The following is a 23,583-nucleotide window of genomic DNA, read 5'->3' on the forward strand; positions in this document are numbered from 1 at the left end:
TATCGGAATACTAATCGAACCTGCTGGCAATGTCGCATTTGTAACTGGCGCGAAAGTATTCGCCGGACTGGTATTCCACGTAATGCTGTATGTCGTTGGTGCATTTGTGACAGCACTATAAGGCAAAGTAGTGCTTTGTGCACTTGTACTTGCACATACCGCAGTAGTGGCTCCCAAAGTTATTGTAGGTAACGGATTTACAGTTATAGTAAAATTTGTTGGAGCCGCAGACACGCACCCAGCCGCATTGCGAACCGTTAGCGATCCTGTATATGTCCCACTAGCAGTTCCAGCAGGAACAGCAATACTTATTGAATTTGCTGGCAAAGCAGCATTTGTAACTGGTGCGAAAGTATTTGCAGGATTTGCACTCCACGTAATGCTGTAAGTCGTTGGCGCATTCGTAACTGCCGAATAAGGTAATGTTACATTTTGCAAACTAGCGCTCTCACACACAGCCGTAGTTGAGCCTAAAGTTATTGTCGGCTGAGCACTAACTACGATATTGACAGCATTATTCGCACTAATAGGTGAAGTACAATCTACTGAAGTTAAAGAAGTAACTGTAATAGTGCTACTTCCTAAAGCAGTCAATCCCCTTGCGGTAAAACTTCCAGATCCGGCAGCCCCAACTACCATTGTTTCTGTTAGTCCTGCCGCATTGGGTAGACTTCTATTGTACGTTACTGTGTATGTACCAGCCGGCAGACTAGCCGCTGACCCCGTTAATTGTACTTGTGTGGTTGTTCCTGTACAAACATTTGGCGCTGATATTCCAGTTAAACTATATTGTTTACAAGTATATGTAATGTTAACTTGACCTCTGGCACCACTTCCTCCATTATATAAAGTTGATGGAGTTAATAAATTTAAGGAACTAGCCGCTCCAGAACCCCCTCCTCCAAATTCCTGTCCAGGCTTTCCTGCACCATTTGCTCCCAAAAGACTAGCATAACCAAGTCCTCCTGCTCCTCCTTTTTGTGGTCCTTGATTGGCGGCATTACCACCATTTCCAGAGGAAAGCGCTAAATTTAGTAAACTATTATATCCTATTCCCGAAGCTCCTCCATTTGTCATCGTTATACTTCCTATAGTACCAGTAGTTGCAGGTGTCGCACCAGGCGGAGTATCTCCTGTAGTTGGAAGATTAGCCGTACCTCCTGCACCCCCTGGCGCGAAAAAAACTCCTTGAAAACCGGTTATATAAGATGCTCCCCCACCGGTTCCATTTCCTGTTCCTCCTGCGCCTGGAAGACCAACAATGACATTCAAAGTTGATGCTGTTATTCCTGTAATTTTTCCTAAAGCATATGCACCTCCTCCTCCTCCAGGAGCACCTCTTCCCCATCCGCTACCACCTTGAGCTGCACCTCCAGCTCCTCCTGCACCCCAAGCTTCAACAGTAACTTCGTCCATACCTGCAGGAAGAGGGAAAGAAGGATTACTAGCTGGAACTGAATGTACTAAAGTTTGTGCTTTTGACGTGGTATAGAAGATTGATAAAACTAAAACCAGCAGAATTCTTAATCCTCTACTTGATTTTAATGGTTTCCCAATATAAGTCATTAAAGATAAAAAGCTGAAGAAACTCAGCGTAGTAAGTAAATCTTTTTTCATCTTGTGGCATTTTAGTAATTGAAAAATAAATTCAAACTCAAAACATCATTAATTGCAAAATGAAAAAGAGAAATTCTTTAAGGCCATACCAACAAGACTGAGTCTTTATATAGAATTAATGAAGCGCTCCAATTTTACAATCAACTTAAGGCAGATAAAACACCGTTTTTGAAACTGTGCTTTTTGAAGAAAAAAAATCAAATCATTGGCTTATAGAAAAGTATTTAATCGATAAAAAAAGCATTTCATCGACAAAAACCAACTACAAGGTACGATTTTATTTACGCATAAATTCCTAATGTAGTATTAAACCCATAATTTTAACACTAAAAACTCAAAAAACATAAAAAATAAGAAAAAACTGTTAATTTAAAAACAAGACATTGATTTTCAAGATATTAACCAAAGAAAAAAAGCAATTAGATACGATTTCTATTCGGTCTTTAAAAAATGACTTTTTTTGAAGCCGATTTGCCATTTTCGAAAATGACTTTTACTAATAAAACCTGATGAGAAGAGAACAAGTTTTCGATCGAGACTTTTTGGGTTTCAAGCTGATCTATTCTATACAGTAGATTTCCTAAAACATCAAATATTAGTACCTCTTTCATTAGTTCAGCTAGAGATTCAATATGTATATTATGGTTTTTAACAGATACTAAAATATCCTTCGAGAGGTTATCAGAAATATTGTTTCGTAAAGTTGCATTAATGTAAATTATAGAAAAACGATCATTAAAGGTTCCTGCTTCAGAATCAAACTGATAGGAACTTTCAGAAATATTATGTGTTTTATTTAATTTTTTATCGACTAAAAAAATAGGTCTATCATTAAAAAAATCATCTTTATGATCTATCTCAATTTTTAAATTATCACCTACTGTAGTCTTATAACCTATAGCTATTGAATCGCTTTCTAAAAAAGGCAATTCACGGCCTTGGATTACTAATTTTTTATTTTCTATTATACTATAAAAATCCAATGGCATTCCTGAACTTAAATATTCTGCATCATAATTCAGATCTAAAGAATTTGAAGCGCCTGATGCATATCCTATTAAAATCTGTTTGAATTCATTTTCATTGTTTTTAATGTTTAGCCAAAACCGATGCTTTTCGATAACAGATTTTGCTCGTGAGTTTGGAACTGGTCGAAAAAAAGAAGTATTTCTATCTCGAACTTTCATACTATTTCTAAATTCTAAAGTGCCTGTTAGATTGCTTTTTACAAAAAAGGCTTGCCCCGACGCAATTATACCATCTGGCGCATCATTACTAACTCCAGAACTTAAAGCTGAGCTTGTGCCAACACCTCCTAATAAATTGTAAACTGCATAATCATCATTAGTATATCGATAGGTATTAGTTCCTGAAATTGTAATTCTAGGCGGAGTGTTATGCGTCCAAAAGTATAATGCACCCTTTGTTTTCGGCTCATTTTCTGTTAAGAAATCATCTGCACTTATGGCGCATGGATATGGATTACCTACTAAATAAAACCGATCTGCGGCAATCAACTCAACTTCTATTTTACCATTGTTTGGAATTCCTTTGAAAACACCTTCAAATATCGCTCGCTCTGTAGTAGAAAAACTTTGCGGAGCTCTAATACTGTAGCCACGACCAGAAGTCATAGTCATGCTTCCGTAAAGGTTTGTTTTCCATCCTAAAGTGGAATCGTGCCAGAAATATTTATCAAAAAGGGTTTCGGATGAAAAATCATGCAATGTCATATCGGCTACTGGTGAAGACCAATAGGTAAGGTCAAATCGAATTACTGGTTTTGTTTTTCTTTTTAAATGAATGATTCCTGTGTTTACTATGTCATCATCCTCTTGATATAAACTAGCAGAATCTTCTAAAACAAGTATTCCTTTACCGGTGTAAGCAAACTCAATTCCTAATGTATTTTTTTCAAGTAACGTAACCGTTTTATCTTGTTCAATATTGCATCCGCATATATTAGCTGTTTTCAAGTTTGGAAAACTTTCTTTAAAGTAAACGTCTTTTCCCGCAGAAGGATAACCATTCGACCACGAAACTCCATCCCAAGTTGTGGTATTAACGCAAAGTTTTAAGCGGGCAATTCTATGTTTTGAAATACCCGAAACAGAGTTAAAATTACCACCAATCATCAATCTATAATCTTCATCGAATTTCATTGCAAACAGCGTATTATTTGATGGTGCCACAAAAGAATTATCATACGATCCCGAAGGCAATAAACGAATCAATCGAGAAGAAACAATAGTATTATATGTCCCCGAAAAACTTCCTCCCAACAAAATTCTATCGTCTGGCTGCACTAAAATAGCACGAATATCTCCTTTACTAAAGCCAGCGCCTGATTGGAATGTAGTATCGAGACTTCCATCACTATTTAATCGAAGAATGCGTTTTTCTGAAACCTTATTAAAAGTCAAAAAAGAACCTCCCACAATAATCTTATGATCGGACTGAAGTGCAATTGCATAAACATATTTATCGAAACCCTCTTTTATATTAAAGCTAGCATCAATACTTCCATCTTGATTTAGCCTTACCAAACCTGCAAAAGGCATATCGTTGAAGGTTTTAAAATGACCTCCAACCAGTATCTTTCCATCTTCTTGCACGACTAGACTTTCTATTACACTGTCTGCACCTAAACCAATATTAAAAGTTGGATCTTTTATTCCGTCTGGAAGAATTCGGACAATTCTATTAGCACTAACAGTATTGTATTTAGTAAATGATCCTGCCACAATTATTTTTTGATCGGACTGAATTGCCATGGTATACACTTGCGCATTAAATCCGTCGCCAGTGTTAAATGAATTATCAATTTCCCCATTGGCTAATATTCTAACAATACGATTATGAGTAAGATCATTGTACTTTGTAAAATTCCCTCCTAAAACAATCTTTCCGTCATTTTGAAGTACAGTAGTTTTGATTAGATTATTACTACCAGAATTTGTGGTATTAAAAGTGGGGTCAATTGCTCCGTTTTCTAATAAGCAGACCATTTTGGGAGCAGCAAGCCCGTTAAAAGTTTTAAAATTTCCGCCAACTATTATCTTTCTACTTGGAAGGGGTAGAATACTAAAAACAGAATTATCAAATCCTACTCCAGAAGCCAAATAGGAAATATCGTGTTCTCCTTCACTATTAATTTTTGCTAACCTTCCTTGATTTTGGCCGTTAAAAACAGCGAAAGAACCTCCGACAAACCAAGAATCTTCTTCATCAAATTCTAAAGCTAGAACTGAGGCAGAAGCAGGTCCTGCACCGATATCAAAATTAGGTTTTACGCTACCATCAGATTGTAGAAAAATTAATCTTATCGCTTCGGTTTTATTGTAAAATCCGGTAAAAGAACCGCCTACCATGATATTGCCATTCTTATTAATTCTGATTGTCTGAACTCCTTCTTTACTAAAACCTGAACCAGTTGAGAAGCTTTCATCTTTAGTTCCGTCTTCATTTAAGCGAATAATTCTATTCGCTTCAACATTATCAAAAAGGGTAAAATTACCTCCTAAAACTATTTTCCCATCAGACTGTAAGGCAATGGCATTAACATCATCATTGAACCCAGCGCCAGTATTAAAACTGGAATCAAATGTCCCATTAGAATTTAAACGAATTATTCTATTGGCAGAAATGCCATTAAAAGTGGTAAAATTACCTGTGAGAATGATTCTATGGTCTGATAAAACTTTTACTTGTGTAACATTTAGCGCAGATCCAGAACCGGTAAGAAACGTAGAATCGATTGTTCCGTTTGGCAATAAACGTACTACTCTGTTTACTGTACTATTATTATATTTTGTAAAGCTTCCAACTATAATTATTTTACCATCTGCCTGTAAAGCAATATCATATACAATTCCTGTAGCTGCTCCAATTGTGGTATCAAAAGTAGCATCATAAGAACCGTCTTCATTTAAACGGATTAATCTTCCCGCTTTAATTCCGTTATAACTTGTAAAATTTCCTCCCACAATAATTTTCCCATCAGCTTGCAAACAAGAAGCATAAATCTTACCATTAAAACCTGTACCTGTATTGAAACTTTCATCTATAGATCCGTTTGGATTTAATCGAGTCAGGTACGAGACGGCTGTGCCATTTAAACTCAAATAATCTCCCCCTACCAGCAAAGCACCTTCTTTTTGAAGGAGAAGCGTTCGAACAGTATTATTAAATCCATCTCCATTTTGGCCATTATCTAGAACGTTAAATGAACTGTCAACTTTACCTTGCTGCGAGAAAAGTGTTTGAGCTGACATCAAAATTAGCATTAACGAATAAAATATATTTTTAATCAAAACGGCGCAATTAAAGTTTAAAATTGTAAGAATTAAACTAAATTATAAAGTCATAATTAAAAACACAATACCAAGATTTAGGGATTTTTCTAAATAAAAAATGCCCATTCTTTTATTAAAGAATGGGCATTTGAAGAAATATTATTTTTTATTACAAATTAGAAAAAATCACTTTTTTAGTAATAGTAGAACCATTTTCTAAAGTTACTTTAACTAATAAAACCTGATCACTAGACTGTAAATTTGTAATCTGCAATTCTGATGAATTCACTTTGTTTTTGCTGTATATTAACTGAGCGCCAACGTTAAAAATAGTAACATCTTTGATCGTTTCTTTAGAACAAGTGATACTAACTGTTTTGTTTTTTACAGAAACCAAAACGCTGTTTTCAAGATTTTCTAAATCATCTGTACCTAATGTTTTACCTGTATAGCGAAGGACAAAACGATCGGTAAAAGTTCCAACTAATGTACTAAATGTATAATTTTCGTTACGTAAATTAATTGTCTTTCCAGTAGTTTTATCTTCTAGGTAAACTTCTTGTTTACCAAAGAATCCATCCCCATGATCTATTCCAATCGTAAAATCGCCTGCAACAGTAGTTTTATATCCTAACGGAACTAAGTCGGTATTTTCAAAAGGCAGAGCACGTCCTTGAATAGTTAATTTCTTTGTTTCGTTTAAACTATAAAAATCAAGATAAGAGTTACCTGCAATTGTAGGGGCGTCATAATTAAAATCTACATTATTAGTAGCGCCCTCAATATAACCAACTAATATTTGTTTAAAAGCACCTTCGGCATTTACCATATTTAACCAAATACGATTTCTTTCAATGCTTTTACTTTTACTAGCTACTTTAAAGAAGCTACCATTAACTGATGAACCTCTACGCATATCATTGTTAAAATGTATTTCAGTCGTTTTTGGTCTAGCAAAAAATCCCTGACCCGCAGCTATAAATCCGTCAAATGATTTTGTTCCACCAACAACTGTACCTCCTGAAGCAGTATAAACTACATAATCATTACTTGTATAACGATAGGTATTGTCGCCTGGAGCTTTCGTTGGAGGAGCAACGTGAGTCCAGAAATAAAGTGCACCTAATTGATCAGTATTAGCATCCCACAATGCATCTACATCGATCGCAGATGGATAAGGATTTCCTAATAAAAACCATTTATCTGGAACCACTAATGGTACTGTTATATCACCATTGTTTGGTCTTCCTTTAAATTCTCCAGTAAAGTCAGCAGCTGTTTTAGTGTCAAATGACTGTGGTCCTCTAATGCTATATCCCTTTCCTGATTCCATTTCCGCCATTCCATACAAACTAGTTGCCCAGCCTCCAGTAGGGCTATAAGTGAAGAACTTATCGAAAAGAGTTTCCGATGACAAATCCTTCATTTTAAAAGTATCTGGTTCTCCCCTAACTGGACTTGACCAATAAGTCAAATCGAAACGGTTTATTTTAGTTGTTCTTTTATAAACAATATCACCGTCATTTTTCACATTAGTAGTTTGTAATAAACTTGAACCACTTTCAAACACTAATTTACCATTACTTGTCACTTTATTTGTGATTGTCAAAGTTACTCCATCTGGGATAATTACATCTGATGTCGCAGTAATAGTTAAAGAACACGCCTGTATATTTGGCTTAGCAATTGTAAAAGGCTGATGACTTGCTGTAACATATGAAATCGTAACGCTTTTACTTCCGTCAGGTTCTCCATTTGTCCATCCTGTCGCATCCCATTCTGTATTTGAACTAGTATCTGCTATCGTAACATTTACTGCACTTGAAGTACAACCTGTAGCATTATTTGTAACAGTAAAACTATATGTATCTGCTACTAAATCTTGAATAGCTAAAGAAGCACCTGGCCCAGGATAACTTTTTGGCAGAGTCGTTGCTCCTGTTTGATTAACAGTCCAGTCTGCTGGCAAATCACTTAGGGTTATACTTCCTAAAGTATTACATGAAGCATTGTTGTTTTTTGTAATTGTTGGGGCTGTAGGTAATGGTTTTACCGTGATTGTTCCAGAAAGTGTAACAGTTGCACAATTGCCTTGCAACGCAACAGTATAATTATAAGGGCTTGCAGAACTTACATTTGGGGTTCCGCTAATTCTAAAAACACTTCCTGACCATGTTATATTAAGTCCAGTTGGAAAACCGGAAATCGCAACTAAAGTTCCTCCAGTAGTCGCATAAGTAATGTCTGTGATTGCTGAGTTAAAACATATAGATTGTGCATCTGTACCTGTCGCAGAAGTTAAGGTAATTGTATTGGTCGGATTTACTCTTATTGTTCCTGTAGTCGTTACTGTTTCGCATCCGCCATTTAATGTAACAGTATAAGAATATGGTGTTGCCGAACTGACTGTCGGAGTTCCGCTTATAGTCACTACATTTCCTGACCAGCTTCCTGTAACTCCATCTGGAAGACCTGTTACAGTTGCACTTGTTGCACCAGTGGTAGAGTAAGTGATATTTGTAATCGGAGTGTTGATGCATGCAGTCTGTGCATTTGTGCCCGCAGCTGAAGTCAACGATACCGTATTAATTGGATTTACTCTTATTGTTCCTGTAGCTGTTACTGTTCCACATCCGCCATTTAATGTAACCGTATAAGTATATGGTGTTGCAGAACTTTCTGTCGGAGTACCACTTATCGTCACTACATTTCCTGACCAGCTTCCTGTAACCCCGGCTGGAAGACCTGTCACAGTTGCGCTTGTTGCGCCGGTTGTATTATATCTAATGTTTGTAATTGCTGTATTAATACATCTTGTTTGGGCATCTGTACCTGTAGCTGAATTTAGTGCCACGGTATTATTTGCATTCACTGTTACAGCCAAATTTCTTGTCGCGGTTCTGTTACATCCATTTGCAGCAGCAACACTAATTGTCCCACCTGCTATTCCTGTTGTTACAGCAATACTATTAGTGCCTTGTCCAGATGTTATATTCCATCCTGATGGCACACTCCAATTGAAGGATGCAGCATTCGTTGCAGTAATTGAATAAACTTGTCCCGTAACTGAAGGACATTGACTTGCTGTTCCTGTAATAGCTGTCCCTAAGGCAGGAGTTGAATTTAGACTTGTTATAACTGCTATTGATTCTGTACTATAAGTACAAGATCCTGCATTACTAGCCGTCCCTGTAACATTTCTTCTATAATAAACTGTTGTCTGCGATGTAGGATTTGTTGCTGGTACTGTATAATTCTCCGATGTTCCATTAGTAGGAATATCTGTCCAAGACGCATCATCTGGTGATGATTGCCACTGAAATTTAATTGATGGGTTAGTATTTGATCCTTGATAAGTAATAGCTGAACCATCTAAAACTGAATTACTTCCCGCACAACGATAGACAGGACCTGCTGTATTTATTTTATTTACAGAATTTATTGTATCATCGGCTGGATAGATACTAAAATCGGTTACATTGGCTTCATCATAATCATAGTAATCTAATACTAATTGACTATTTCCATTCAGGTACACCAATACGTTTGTATATTCTGTAGGACCTTGCTGTATCCACGCATCAAAAACATTAACACCATCTACACTAAGTTTAACTCCATCATCTCCTCTTACCTTAACAAAATAACAACCTTTTGGCAAAGTTGATCGCATTCTATAGCGTACAGCAAATGTTTCCCCATAAAACAATGGTTGCGTAACTCCGGTAGCAATAAAAGGAACATTCGGAGTAAGTCCGACACCATAACTTTGAGCGAATGAAGTCGTATTTCCAGTAACCGTATTTGCTTGATTAAAGTACCCTAAATAAGTAGAATTAGTAAAAGCATCTGCAACTGAAAGAGGGTCGACATCAACCGAACTAGAAAAATCATAAACGTGAGCAATCCAAGAATTGGTTCCCTCTGCATTCGCATTAGCCTTGTCAACAGTATTATTCCCTCCTGTATATCTTACAGTAATGGTAGAGTTGTTTCCGCCTGAACTACATCCAGAATTATTAGTAATTTTCACAAATAATGTTCCCGTAAATGTTGCTAACCAATCTGTATAGGTAGCTCCCCCGTTCCCACTGTTAGGTTCGACTGCTGTTCCAACATTCATAGAGGTATTACTTGAGCTAAAAAGTGTAATTCGCTCTCTAAAAGATGATGGAGCTGATATAGCATTAATTGTGTATGTTAATCCCTGAATAACATTCACTGCCACGTATCTACCCACAGGCACACCAGTAAATGTTACAGTACCAATGTCTGTTCCTGAAACTGCTTCTTTGTTATAAATTATAGACTTAGCAGAGCCAGATATTTGTGAAGTTCCAAAAGTACATTGTCCATAATTTGCAGAAACCACAAAAAACATCCCAACACAAAGCAAGCCTAAACTTGATTTACACAATCTTTTGAAGAAAGATTTAGAAGAAATGAAAAATAAAAACGAGTAAAGTAATTTTCTCATCATATAATAGTAGGTATTTGTTTTAAATTTGTTTTTGGTTGCTTAAAGCAAAAAAGGCATTTCTTTCAAAAAGAACAATGTTCTTTAGGTAATTCACTGAACCCTAAAATGTTAAATTCTGGCATCTTAGGCCGAAATTTTAAAATGTTAAAATTCCGTACAAAAATATTTAAATTAGCCTAATACACAAGGTTATAATTTATTTCTTTTTATAAAATATTAACAAATTTTAGAATTATTTTATAACAAATCGAGCATAATTGAATTTAAACGTTAAAACGAATGAAAAACCCGACGAACAGCACTTTCACCATCAAAGAAGCTTTACAAAAGCTAGAGCACTTTTGTGCTTACCAAGAGCGGTGCCATGATGAAGTTGTGGCTAAATTATACAGCTTAAAAATGACTCGTGATGAGATTGATACTGTTGTGGTACAGCTTATTGAAGGGAATTTTCTAAACGAGACTCGCTTCGCTTGCAGCTTCGCAAGAGGCAAACACAGAATTAAACATTGGGGAAAAATCAGAATTACAAATGAATTGAAAGCAAGAAATATTTCTTCAACCAATATTACTTTAGCTCTGAAAGAAATTTCTTCTGAAGAATATTTTGAAACTTTTGAAAATCTTGCAGAAAGATGTTGGAATTCTATTTCCGAAACCAACCGGCTCAAAAAACGTAAAAAATTTTGCGACTACATGCTTCGAAGAGGTTATGAAAGTAATTTAGTTTACGAAAAAGCAAAAGAATTAGAAGAAAACTAAGTTCATTTTTCAGCACTCAAAAAAGAGAATATTTGCAACTTTCCTAAATTCTTTAAAATTCTCTACTCCCCTTTTAAACACCTCAAAAGCCACATTCTCTTAAGTTATAAATTATTCCGTTTTTGAAGAATTTATAGCAAATCTGACGTTTTTTAGTCTAAAAACTCAAAAAACTGTCTTTAAAAGCCTAATATTTTACGAATATTCCTATAATATTTTTCATTGTTTTATAAGAATATTTGCCGAACATTAAAATTTTTAATGTAGTTCATCGACTATTTTAACAATTCATCGATTAAATGGGGGTTCCAAAAACCCTATCAAATTGTAGCTCGTAGATGTGTATATCTTTGCGCGGTTCGAAAAGTCTTATGCCAGCATAACAAATTGATAGAAAACATTTAGCATGAAAAAAACTTTACTTTTATTCTTATTATTGCCTTTTTTTGGATTTGCTCAATTGAATCGTAATTATATCATTGGTTCGAAAACTGGAGCCGATTTCAAAAATCTTCCAGAAGCAATTGAAAAACTGAAAGATGTTGGAATAGACAGAGACATTCAGTTTCTATTGGATGAAAATCAAAATTTATCTTCTCAATTAACAATTACCAGTTTTAAAAATAAAAACAAAAACACGGTAACTATAAGACCAAATGATGGAAAAGAAATTATCATCACTGGAAAAGTTAGCAATGGAGCATTGATTGCTCTTAATAATGCAGATCACATTATCATTGATGGAAATAATACCGTTTCTGACAACAAGTTAAAAATTTATAACAACTTTGACGACATCAATAACAGCTATTCAAGTCGAGTTGCAATTTGGTTGTACAAAAAGTCTGAGAACAATTCAATTAAAAATTTAACCATCGAATTAAATACACTTGGTGATGCAATAGGAACAACATCAACTGGTATTTTGGCTTCTGGTGATAGCTTTGACAGCAATGCAAATAATGCTGACAACACCATTCAAAATGTAATCTTTGTAAATGTTAAACAAGCTATAGTTGTAAAAGGCCAAAACAAAAACAATATAGGGTGGAAAATTTTAAATAATAAAGTAAGTACAAAAGCTTTTTTAGGTATATCTCTTTTAAATGTAAGTGACTATACAGTAAAAGGAAATACATTAGATGGAATAAAAATCCCTTCAAATTTTGATGGTACATTTAATTTTTCTGGGATATATTTAGAGAATGCCAACGATGGAACTGTCTCAAACAACACCATTTCAAATATAGAAAACCGCAAAGGGTACGGGATTGGATATCCAATGTACATTAAAGGAGATAATGCAACTATTTCTAAAAACACCGTTTCTAATTTCTTTTCAAATTCATCCAGCACTGGAGCATTAGCAATTAAAGTAGAGGGTAATGGCGCATCAATATTCAACAATAAAATTAGCGCTATAATTTCTGACCAAGCTGTAACCGCTAGCGGAATTTATACAACAGGGGACAATCAACTACTTTATAACAACTTTGTACTTGACGTTAGTTCAGCTGGAGGTGGCGGTGTAAGTGGGCAGAATGCCTTTGGTATTTATATTGATAATGGTTCTAGCATTAAATTATATCATAATAGTGTAAAGCTTATTACTAACCAACCTAATGGATGTTCATCTGCTTTATATGTACGAGACGGTTCTGGATTTGATATTAGAAACAATATATTTGTAAATGCTCAAACTTCAGGAAGTGAACGTTTTGCGGTATACTTCGAATCGGCAGATCGTTCAAAATTCACAACATTAGACTACAACAACTATTATAGCTCACAGTATGTGGGTACCTTTGGAAGCTACTACACTTCAACAAACAAAAAAATCACTCTTGACGAATGGAAAGAGGTAACAAGTAGAGATACTAATTCTAAAAATGGAAATCCGTTATTTCTAAACAACAGTTTATATTTAGATGCGAATAATGCCGTGAATAAAACCCTAGTAGGAACTGAAACTTTAATTGCAACTGTACCAACAGACATTGACAACAATGCTAGGCTAAAACCATATATGGGAGCACATGAATTGGCACCTTGCGTTCCAACTGGAGATCAAACTGCTTTTGGGCCTAATACATGGATTGGATATGTTTATAAAATGGCAAATAATGCTGCTCTGCCTCCAAATATTTCTTATCCAGCTTTACCAAATACTAGTATTGCAACGTACATAGGAATTGTAACTGAAAACAAAAACTTTGATAGAAATATTGGAGGAGGTTCTGTTACTGGACAAACTTCAAATTTTGCTTGTGACACTGCTCCTTCTGACCGATTCTTTGTACGATATAAAATGCTTGCTGAGATTACCGAAGCCGGCCTATACAGTTTTGATATTGGAAGCGACGATGGAGTAAGACTTTATATCGATGATGCAGCTGTTCCAATTATAACAAGATGGAATGGCCATGGTTTTACTATGGATTACGCTACACAAAATTTAACTGTAGGCCAACATAAATTTGTTCTAGAGTATTATGAAGATGGTGGCGATTCGAGAGTTTCTTTTTTCACTGGTATACAAAAAGGAAATCCTTCTGAATATGGAGACAAAGTATGGAACGTTTATGGTTATGTTAACAACGATATAACCTTACAAAATGTTAGATATGCTGGTTATTATGTTGATCCTCATTTAAATCCTGATTCAACAAATTATTGGACAAAAGACAAATCACCTTCATCTGCAACCATTTGGCAAGGCTCTCAGATACCAGACAACAATTTTACTGTTGTTTACAAACGTAAAGGTTTCGATTGTGGATTATATCAGTTAAAACATATGAATCATGATGATGCTGTTGAGCTTTATATCGATGATAAATTAATTTTTTCTAAAGATGGGTGGGACAATGCTACTTATTTAATTAACGGAGGAGACCTTTACCCTTTAAACAGTGAATCTAGAGTAGAAATACGCTTAAGAGAAGATGGTGGTGATGCTAATCTTGGAATTAATTTTACAAAAACGGATATTGTATATAACGGAACTGGCACTATTCCGAATGGCAGCTCTTTAGTGATAAGTTCAAATACGGAACTAAAGTCAGATCTTACAGTTTGTTCTTGTACTGTAAATCCAAATGTGACATTAACAGTCCCAAAAGATGTTACGTTAACTGTTGATGAAAATGTAACCATTGGTACTGGAGGAAAGCTTTTAATTTTAGACGGAGGATCATTTCTTCAAACTTCTACAAGTAAAAATATGTTTACAGGAAGTAATACTGCTTTTGAAATTCAAAGAATAACCGAAATTCGTCGTTTTGATTTAACGTATTGGTCATCACCAGTAGACAATCCAGATTTTAAAATGAGTACTTTGTCTCCTGAAACTTTATTCGATAAATTTTTCTATTGGACTTCTGATTTCAAATGGGCAACTGATTTGTACGGAAAAAAGACAATGGAACCTGGAAAAGGATACAGCATTAGAGGACCACAATCTTTTGATACTCAAAACCCTTCTAACTTTACTGGAAAATTCTATGGAAAACCAAACAATGGAAATATTTTGATTCCAATTACAGCTGATAAATACCATTTTGTTGGAAACCCCTACCCATCTGCTATTGATGCTCGAAAATTCATTAGAGATAACGGAGAAGTTGGACCTTTATATTTTTGGACACACGTTTCGTCTCCAAAAAAAGAGAACGGAAGCAATACTTACACGTACAGCAGTCCAGATTATGCAGTGCTAACATTACTAGGATCAACAAAAGCGACAACGGGTGGAGAAGAGCCTTCAGGATATATTGGAGTAGGACAAGGTTTCTTTATTAAACCAAGAGTGACTTCGGTGACTTTTACCAATGAGCAACGTGTAAAAGCACAAAACACGCAATTTTACAAGACGTCAGCCAAAGAAACTGAAGTTGAAGTAAATCGTTTGTGGTTGAATTTAAGTAATACCGAAGATGCCTTTAAACAATTGCTAGTTGGTTATGCAGAAGGAGCATCAAACAGTTACGATCATAACTTCGATGCAACTACAATGTCTGGTAATTCTTTTATCGATTTTTACACTATAAATGAAGCTAAAAAACTAACTGTTCAAGCAAGAGCTTTACCTTTTGACAATACAGATACTGTTCCTCTTGGTTATAAAACAACTGTTAGCAGCGAACTTACAATCTCGATAGATCATGCAGATGGATTTTTTAATAAACAAGCCGTTTATCTTGAAGATAAAACAACAGGGATAATAACAGATCTTCGTGCTTCAAATTATACTTTCCAAACAGCTGCAGGAACTTTTACAGAGCGTTTTGTATTACGCTATACCAATAAAACATTAGGCACAGATGATTTTGAAAATGTACAAGATGGAGTTTTAGTTTCGATAAAATCAAAAGTAATCAATGCAGTTAGCGGAACTGAAAACATTAAAGAAGTCCAGATTTATACAATAGGCGGACAATTGCTTTACAACAAAAGCAAAATCGATGCAAAAGAATTAGAGATTACAAATTTACATTCTAGCAATCAAGTTTTACTGGTAAAAGTAATTCTAGAAAATGGTCATGTAGTCACGAAGAAAATCATATTTAATTAAAAACAAGAAACCCATCATTACTGATGGGTTTCTTGTTTTTATTCTTCTTTCAACTCGTCAATTACTTTCTTTATCTCTTTAGCGTATTTCCCATAAAACTTTTGAACCCACCATTCTAAAGAAATCCCCATAGAAAGTATCGTAAAAACAATGATAGCAAAAAAACCAAATAACTGTCCGTTAGTAAATTCGTGATTTAATAAACCTGATTTTTCAGAAAGGCCGTAAAAATAAAAGCCCAATAAGTACACAACGATAAAAGGAGTCAGAGAGAAACCAAATGTTTTATACAATTCCATATTCAGTCTAATATCAAAATACGTCTCATACAAACTGTCTTTTGTTTTCAATGTTATTGCATTCAATCTTTTAAAAAAGAAATATAATTTTAATAAGTAGTAAACGCAAACAGCCAAAAACAAGCTATAGATTAAATAATACAAGAAAATCATCTGTGCATTAAAATGACAAATTATCGGAATTGCTGCCATAGAAATTATGGACAATATTTGATAGATAAATTCATTTTTTAGATTTGTTCTGATTTTGTCTAATGGTGTATTAGCAGACTGAATCTTTTCTAGGTTTGACGGCAGAACAACATTTTCAGGTTTTTCGTTATTCCATGCATTTTGTATGTCGTTAAAATCCATATCCTTGTTTTTTAATAATTTCTTTTAATTTTTCTTTGGCTCTATTCAGTTTCACTCTAGCATTCCCTTCAGATATTCCAAGATTATCTCCTATTTCTTTATGAGAGAATCCTTCTAGTTGATAGAAAATGATAGCCTTATCTATTTTTTCTAGTTTCTGTACCGCTTTGTAAAAATGATCCAACTGGCTTTCTTTTATATGAGAATCTCCTTCATCCTCTTTGACATTTTCTGAAGCGATTTCATATCTGTCCACCTTCCGTTTTTCTTTCTTCAAAAAGACAATTGCCGTATTTACTGCAACTCTATACATCCATGTCGAAAACTGGCTTTCATTCCGAAAAGATTCATATGATTTCCAGAGTTGGCATACAATCTCCTGAAACAAATCCTCTTGATCATCAGAATTATCCATATACATCTTAGAAACTTTATACAAAATTCCTTTATGGCTTTCTATTCGATTTAAAAACTCTTGTTCCTTCTCTTTCAAAACAGCTTTAGTTCATTACAGGTTTTACAGTATATCCTTCTTTTCTCAATAAATTAATAACTCCATACTCACCTCCTAAATGCGCTGCACCAACAGCGATAAAAACACCATTTTGCTTTAGTAACTCTGGCATCTGTTTTACCCAATTTAAATTTCTATCATCAAGAATCTGCTTTTTAGTTTTTTCACTTGTAAATCGTTTATCTGTACTAAATGCATACATCGCTTCAATGTTTTCTTTTTTGTAGGCATCTACCAATTCCACCGTTTCTTCAGGAGTCGATTCTTCTAGAAGTGCCAGCATTTCATCATTAGAATAAGCCTTTTCAAGAATTTCGAATTGAGCTTTAACAGACTCTAATCCCGTAATAGAAACATTTCTTTTTTTGGCAGCATCAGAAAATTTCATTTCATAAAACTTCAAATCTGTACAACCAAAACTCTTCATAGAAATCAGGCTCAAAACTGTCACAAGACTAAAACTGTCTACTTGCTGTACCGACATTCCGGTGCTCTTTTTTAAAATAGAATCTAATTTTGTAAGTTGTTCTGGTGTTAGCTTTTTACTCAAAGGTTCTTTTCCCATTGCCAATTGCTGCATTTGGCTCATTTCGTTCGGATCGGTAAAGTTGATTTCTAAAAACAATTTATCCGATTTCTCAAAAGCATTTTTGGCTTTTTCAGATAAGAAATAGTCTTTTGAACAGATCATATGAATCGTTCCGTATAAATAAGAAGATTTCTGAAGCCCTTTTCCTGAAACCTCCCAAAGAAGAGAATTTTCCAGTTTTGAAGTTTTGCTTTGAGCTGAAATGTCATTACAAACAAAAAAGAAGAATATAAGTAAAGTTGCTATAAATTGAAATCTGGTTTTCATGATTTAATATCGTTTATTTGATTACAGTGTGTAAGTAATCGAAAAAACAAAACGTTACAAAAAACTTTACTCTTTTTTCAAATTTAAGTCTTGAAAAATCAGAATCTAAAAAACAAAATCTCTAACTAATTCCAAAACCTGATTAATTTCTTGCTGCGAATTATAACTGTGAATGCAAAAACGAAGTCGTTCCTGATTTTCTGGAACAATTGGCGAAACAATTGCCTGCACATCGAATCCTTTATTCTGAAGTTCTTCTGCCAATTTTTTGACATTTTCATTGCCTGGAACAATTGCAGAATGAATTGGAGATTTACTGTGAACGAACATTGGTTTTAAACCCAGCAAATTTTTCTGCTGATTAAAGAATACAATATTCTGGCGAAGCTTTTCAATCGCCCCTTTTTCGATTTCCAACTGCTGATAAGCCATAAAAATTGTTGCTACAGCATGAGGCGACAAAGCGGTTGTAAAAATAAAACTGTGTGCAAAATTGATTAAATATTCTCTAAGTTCAATACTTCCTAAAATTGCCGCTCCTTGAGATCCTAAACCTTTTCCAAAAGTTACGATTCGGGCAAAAATTTTATCGTGAAGTTTCAGATACTGAGTAAGTCCCTCTCCTTTTTCTCCAAAAACGCCCAAAGCGTGAGCTTCGTCAACAATTAAATAACAATTGTATTTTTCTGAAAGCTGTATCAACTCTTCTAAATTTGGACTATCTCCGTCCATAGAAAAAACAGTTTCGGTTACAATATAAATTGTGCTATCTGGAAATTTAAGAATGTGTTTTTCTAAATCTTCAACATCATTGTGAATATAATGATGCGAATTTGCTCGAGACATCGCGATGCCATCTTTTATAGAAGCGTAACACAATTCATCATACAAAACAACATCATTTTCTTGCGGTACAGCGCTAAAAAATCCTAAATTGGCATTGTATCCCGAATTGAAAATTAAAGCCGCTTCTGCTTCATGAAATTGAGCTATAAAACTTTCTGCAATTGGATAAAGAGAATGGTTTCCTGAAGTCAATCTAGAACCTGTAGCTCCATTTTGAAAAATCTCATTTTCTAGCAAATAAGCGTGAGTGTGTTTGAATAAAGTTTCCGATTTAGAAAATCCGATGTAATCATTTGATGAAAAATCAATCAGATTATTAAACACAGGAAGTTTTCGAAAACTATTTTCCTGTTTACAACTTTCTAATTTACGATTAAGATTTTCTGGCAGCTTCATAAAACCAAAGTTAGGCAATTCATTTTAGAATTAACAAAACAGCGGATTATATGAAATCCGCTGTTTTTCTAATTTAAATGGCACTAATAAAAGGCGATTGTCTACTATAGTTTGACTCGATCATTTCTTTTACCATAAACTTCGAAATATCAAAAGCCGAAATTTTTTCGCCCAAACAATCTTCGAGATTTACAGCGATTTTAGAACTTTCATCAGAAAAAATAATTAAGGGAACACGAACTTGCGTCCAATCTATTTTACTATCAACCAAAAGATCATAGGTTAATTGTCGGTCTTTTTGGATTTCGGGAAAATTCGTTTTCATCCAATCGGTTGCCATAATTGTCTTTGGGCTCTTCTTATCAAATGGAGTATCGATATTTAACCCCGCCAATAAAACATATCTCTCAATACCGTTACGTTTCATGGCATTCAAAACATTCTTCGTTGCCTGACTGGCAACCATAGGCTCGCCTGGCCGCTGACCAATAGTACTGACCACTGCCTGACAATCTTTAAGTAATAAGTTTATCGATTCTTCATTAATAGCATCACCTTTAATGATTTCTATTTTTGAGTTTTGAATGGTAAAATCGTCGGGATTTCTCAATAGAAGTTTTACGCTAAATCCGTTTTCTAATAACTGTTGTACAAGATACTTTCCAGTTCTTCCGCCGCCGCCAAGAACAGCAACTTTTGATATATTTTTCATATATATTCTTTATAAAATTTGACATAAGAATGTTGCTTCATTGTCTAATTATGAAGCAAAACTGCAAAAGCTTACTAAGCTTTTACTATTGATCGAATATTTTATAAAGAGATTTTAATAGTTCAAAAGTAATAAAATAAAAAAAGCCAGACAATACTGTCTGGCTTTCCTGCTTATTTTGAAATTGTCTTAGTCAACTAAAACAATTATCTTATTGTTTTTCATTTCGATTGTTCCTGACTTAATCTCTAAAGTATAAGTTTGGTCATTAACTCTCGTAAATTTATCAGCAGCCTCTTTAGAAAAATTGAAGCTTGGAGCTGCAATTTTAATTGTTCCCTCTTCTAAGATAGAAACAATTGGCGCGTGATGATTTAAAATCTGAAAACTTCCATTAACTCCTGGCAAAGTAACCGATGTTACCTCTCCTGAAAATAATTTCGCTTCTGGTGATACTATTTCTAAAATCATAACCGTTTTTTAAAATTCCAAATTATAAAATTCCAAATCCCAATCTTGGAATTTGGAATTTTTATTTTTTTGATTTTATCAAGCTCTGCTTGATTATTATGCTTCAGCTAACATTTTCTCTCCAGCCTCGATTGCATCTTGAATAGAACCTTTCAAGTTGAATGCTGCTTCTGGAAGGTGATCTAACTCACCATCGATGATCATGTTAAATCCTTTGATAGTATCTTTAATATCAACTAATACACCTGGGATACCTGTAAATTGCTCTGCTACGTGGAATGGCTGAGACAAGAAACGTTGTACACGACGTGCTCTTGCTACTGAAAGTTTATCCTCTTCAGATAACTCCTCCATACCAAGGATAGCAATGATATCTTGTAATTGTTTGTATTTTTGAAGAATTTCTTTAACTCTTTGTGCACAGTCGTAGTGCTCGTTTCCTAAAATTTGAGGAGTTAAGATTCTAGAAGTAGAATCTAACGGGTCAACCGCAGGGTAGATACCTAACTCAGCAATTTTACGTGACAATACAGTTGTTGCATCTAAGTGGGCGAAAGTTGTAGCTGGCGCCGGGTCAGTTAAGTCATCCGCAGGAACGTAAACCGCTTGTACAGATGTAATAGATCCTTTGTTTGTAGATGTAATACGCTCTTGCATAGCTCCCATCTCAGTTGCCAATGTTGGTTGGTAACCTACTGCAGATGGCATACGACCTAAAAGTGCCGATACCTCAGAACCTGCTTGTGTAAAACGGAAGATATTATCAACGAAGAATAATACATCTTTACCTTGATCAGATCCAGCTCCATCACGGAAATACTCAGCGATAGATAATCCTGAAAGTGCCACACGTGCACGAGCTCCAGGTGGCTCATTCATTTGTCCGAAAACGAAAGTAGCTTTAGACTCTCTCATTCCTGGCATATCTACTTTAGATAAATCCCATCCTCCATTTTCCATAGAGTGCATGAAATCATCACCGTATTTAATAATTCCTGACTCCAACATCTCACGAAGCAAGTCATTTCCTTCACGTGTTCTTTCACCTACTCCAGCGAATACAGAAAGTCCACCGTGACCTTTTGCGATATTGTTGATCAACTCCTGAATCAATACTGTTTTACCAACACCAGCACCACCGAACAATCCAATTTTACCTCCTTTTGCGTAAGGCTCAATCAAATCGATTACTTTAATACCTGTGAATAAAACTTCAGATGAAGTTGACAAATCTTCAAATTTAGGAGCTTGTCTGTGAATAGACAAACCGTTCTCTCCTGTTTTTGGCAAGTTTCCTAAACCATCAATTGCATCTCCAATTACATTAAATAATCTTCCATATACGTCTGGACCGATTGGCATTTGGATTGGATTTCCTGTTCCAACTACTTCATATCCTCTAGACAAACCGTCTGTAGAGTCCATAGATATAGTACGAACAGTGTTTTCTCCAATGTGAGATTGTACTTCTAGAACTAAGATAGTTCCGTCTTTTTTAGTGACTTCTAGTGAATCATAAATTTTTGGAAGTTCAACATCCTTACCGTTGAAAACTACGTCAACTACTGGTCCAATGATTTGAGCAACTTTTCCTATTACTTTTGACATTACTTATGTATTTATTAAATAGCTATTTAGGTTTATCGAAAATACCTCTTTTTTCAGAGCGCAAAGATAATTTTTTAAAATATAAAATCAATTTTTTTTTCATAAAAAATAGCATGATTTTGTTTGATTCATAAAACTTGGCTAAAAAATAACAAAAACAGCATTTTTTTATTAAATGAAAAAAACCGCTTCATTGGTAAAAATGAGCGGTTTTAAGGTTAAAAATAGTTATACATTATAATGTAGCTGGAAATAGAACTTGATAATTACCAATATCTACACCTTTTAAGTTAGAACCATACTTAGCATTAATCGCTTGGATAAATTTATTAGCAATAAAAGCATATCCTCTTGGAGATGGATGAACACCATCTAAAGAAAACATACCGCCAGTAACAAATGTCGCTTTTAATGTAAAGCTGTTCATTGTAACTCCGCTTGGTTTGTTTAGATCATCCATAATTGTTTTAGCATCAACCATTGCCAAGCCATTTGCTTCAGCCGCTGCTTTAATTACAGAATTATATGCCGTAGTCGCCACTTCAATCTCTGCCACTTCAGAAGGCAATAAAACATATCTGTCTGGCAACGGAAAAGTAATTCCTAATTGAGAGAGTGAAGCCGAAGGAGAAGCAATTCCGTCAGCAGCTACCGATGGAACTTTTCCAATTCTTGATGAAGCTCGTAAAACAATTAAATCTGTAGGAAGCGCTTGTCTTGCTCTTCCAAAAATCATTCCCATTGCCGTAGCAGTATTAACATCTAATCCGCCACCCATTAGCACTGCTTTTAAATTGGCCGACAAATCCGGCAACGTTTCATCTACTATTAGCAACGGATTATTCCCTGTTGCAGATAAAAGTTTAATTCTATCCCCTTGCCCTAAAAATTTCAATGCATTACTCAATGGCCCATACAATTGCGCATTTAAAGTACCAACCATACTCGCTCCTCCAACTGTTAAATTAGCCTGAGTAAGCTGATTGTATGCTATCACATGAAAATGAGGAAGAGTGGTAATATTCGGCAAATTAGCTATAACTCCTTTTCTTCCGCCAGCAACAAGCTGAGCCACTAAACCTTTATAAGCCGCCTCAAAAGTCGCAGGAGGCGTTAATGGATTTACGGTAGGATCTCCACCTGCAGTAGCATATCCTAACTCATCATTCCCTCCAATCCATAAAGAAAAGAAAGTAGGGTTTTGACTTAAAGCATCGGCCAAAACAGTTGTTGTCGCGCTAGATGCAAAACGAGCAAAATAAGGATTTGCCGTTCCTGTAGTAACACCTGCAACATTACCATAACCAGGAGCAAGTAAATGAAAACTTTTTGCTCCAGGAACCCCTAAATTATTAAATGTTCCTGACAAATGAGCTGTAACCTCAGTTGTTGGCACTCCTGTAACCGGCACAGGTGTTCCATTAAAATACAAACGCGGACCAGCAACAACATTTCCTCCTAAAAGCAAACCGCCGATATTATCATTTGCAAAAGGCGTTTTGAATTCGCCCCCGCCCACTAGAGCAAATTGTTGCGCTAAAATATTTGGATAGGCTCCTTCTTGACCTTTAATAAACAAAGCATTATCACTAAATCCTGCCGCAAAAGAATCTCCTAAAGCAACATATTTGGCAAAATCAGCACTTCCAGAAGTCAAAGGCTTACCATCAGACGACTCCACTGCAGGAGTCACATCATCATCACTGTTACAAGCCATAAAGGTTAACGAAACCAATAAAAGCCATTTGAAATTTTTTATCATAATTTATAATTTTTTATAATTATCTGTTTCCAAATCTG

The 23,583-nt window shown here is 35.0% G+C and carries 12 protein-coding genes and 1 pseudogene; 2 read left to right on the forward strand and 11 right to left on the reverse strand.

Annotation, left to right across the window (positions count from 1 at the left end; genetic code table 11):
• The 3 genes and pseudogenes from SOM12_RS23185 to SOM12_RS23195 all read right to left on the reverse strand — a co-directional run.
• A pseudogene (locus SOM12_RS23185) lies at positions 1-1,617 on the reverse strand (hypothetical protein); the annotation flags it as partial.
• A 443-nt stretch (positions 1,618-2,060) separates the two neighbouring features.
• On the reverse strand, positions 2,061-5,891 hold the full coding sequence (locus SOM12_RS23190; protein ID WP_320495709.1) for a T9SS sorting signal type C domain-containing protein: 3,831 nt from the start codon (positions 5,889-5,891) through the stop codon (positions 2,061-2,063).
• Positions 5,892-6,081: 190 nt separating this feature from the next.
• Positions 6,082-10,392 carry a T9SS sorting signal type C domain-containing protein gene (locus SOM12_RS23195; RefSeq protein ID WP_320495710.1) on the reverse strand — a complete coding sequence of 1,437 codons (4,311 nt, stop codon included), beginning with the start codon at positions 10,390-10,392 and terminating at the stop codon, positions 6,082-6,084.
• 279 nt (positions 10,393-10,671) lie between these two features.
• On the opposite strand from SOM12_RS23195, the gene SOM12_RS23200 reads away from it, so the two are divergent.
• Entirely contained in the window at positions 10,672-11,154 is a 483-nt protein-coding gene (locus SOM12_RS23200) for a regulatory protein RecX (RefSeq protein ID WP_320495711.1), read from the forward strand.
• Positions 11,155-11,560: 406 nt separating this feature from the next.
• Positions 11,561-15,727 carry a T9SS sorting signal type C domain-containing protein gene (locus SOM12_RS23205; protein ID WP_320495712.1) on the forward strand — a complete coding sequence of 1,389 codons (4,167 nt, stop codon included), beginning with the start codon at positions 11,561-11,563 and terminating at the stop codon, positions 15,725-15,727.
• Positions 15,728-15,765: 38 nt separating this feature from the next.
• On the opposite strand, the gene SOM12_RS23210 is transcribed toward SOM12_RS23205, so the two are convergent.
• The 8 genes from SOM12_RS23210 to SOM12_RS23245 form a co-directional block, all read right to left on the reverse strand.
• The gene (locus tag SOM12_RS23210) at positions 15,766-16,380 is read right to left on the reverse strand and encodes a hypothetical protein (protein WP_095928495.1); all 615 of its coding nucleotides are present in this window, start codon (positions 16,378-16,380) and stop codon (positions 15,766-15,768) included.
• Positions 16,370-16,873: an RNA polymerase sigma factor gene (locus SOM12_RS23215; RefSeq protein ID WP_095928496.1), complete on the reverse strand. Its 504-nt coding sequence runs from the start codon at positions 16,871-16,873 to the stop codon at positions 16,370-16,372. Before SOM12_RS23215 ends, SOM12_RS23210 begins: the two co-directional genes overlap by 11 nt.
• A 7-nt stretch (positions 16,874-16,880) precedes the next feature.
• Positions 16,881-17,750 carry a TraB/GumN family protein gene (locus tag SOM12_RS23220; protein ID WP_095928497.1) on the reverse strand — a complete coding sequence of 290 codons (870 nt, stop codon included), beginning with the start codon at positions 17,748-17,750 and terminating at the stop codon, positions 16,881-16,883.
• 105 nt (positions 17,751-17,855) lie between these two features.
• Positions 17,856-18,992 (reverse strand): pyridoxal phosphate-dependent aminotransferase family protein, encoded by a 1,137-nt coding sequence (locus tag SOM12_RS23225; protein WP_320495715.1) that lies wholly within the window; start codon positions 18,990-18,992, stop codon positions 17,856-17,858.
• A 73-nt stretch (positions 18,993-19,065) separates the two neighbouring features.
• A complete protein-coding gene (locus SOM12_RS23230; RefSeq protein ID WP_095928499.1) occupies positions 19,066-19,704 on the reverse strand; it encodes an NAD(P)-dependent oxidoreductase in 639 nt (212 codons plus the stop codon).
• A gap of 189 nt (positions 19,705-19,893) precedes the next feature.
• Complete coding sequence (locus SOM12_RS23235; protein ID WP_095928500.1) at positions 19,894-20,175, reverse strand: FoF1 ATP synthase subunit delta/epsilon; 282 nt, start codon at positions 20,173-20,175, stop codon at positions 19,894-19,896.
• 96 nt (positions 20,176-20,271) lie between these two features.
• A complete protein-coding gene (gene atpD, locus SOM12_RS23240) occupies positions 20,272-21,783 on the reverse strand; it encodes a F0F1 ATP synthase subunit beta (RefSeq protein ID WP_095928501.1) in 1,512 nt (503 codons plus the stop codon).
• Between the two features lie 235 nt (positions 21,784-22,018).
• Positions 22,019-23,545 (reverse strand): G-D-S-L family lipolytic protein, encoded by a 1,527-nt coding sequence (locus SOM12_RS23245; protein WP_320495718.1) that lies wholly within the window; start codon positions 23,543-23,545, stop codon positions 22,019-22,021.
• Positions 23,546-23,583: the final 38 nt, after the last annotated feature.

Origin of the sequence: Flavobacterium sp. CFBP9031 (assembly GCF_034044945.1) — a bacterium.
Taxonomy (GTDB): domain Bacteria; phylum Bacteroidota; class Bacteroidia; order Flavobacteriales; family Flavobacteriaceae; genus Flavobacterium.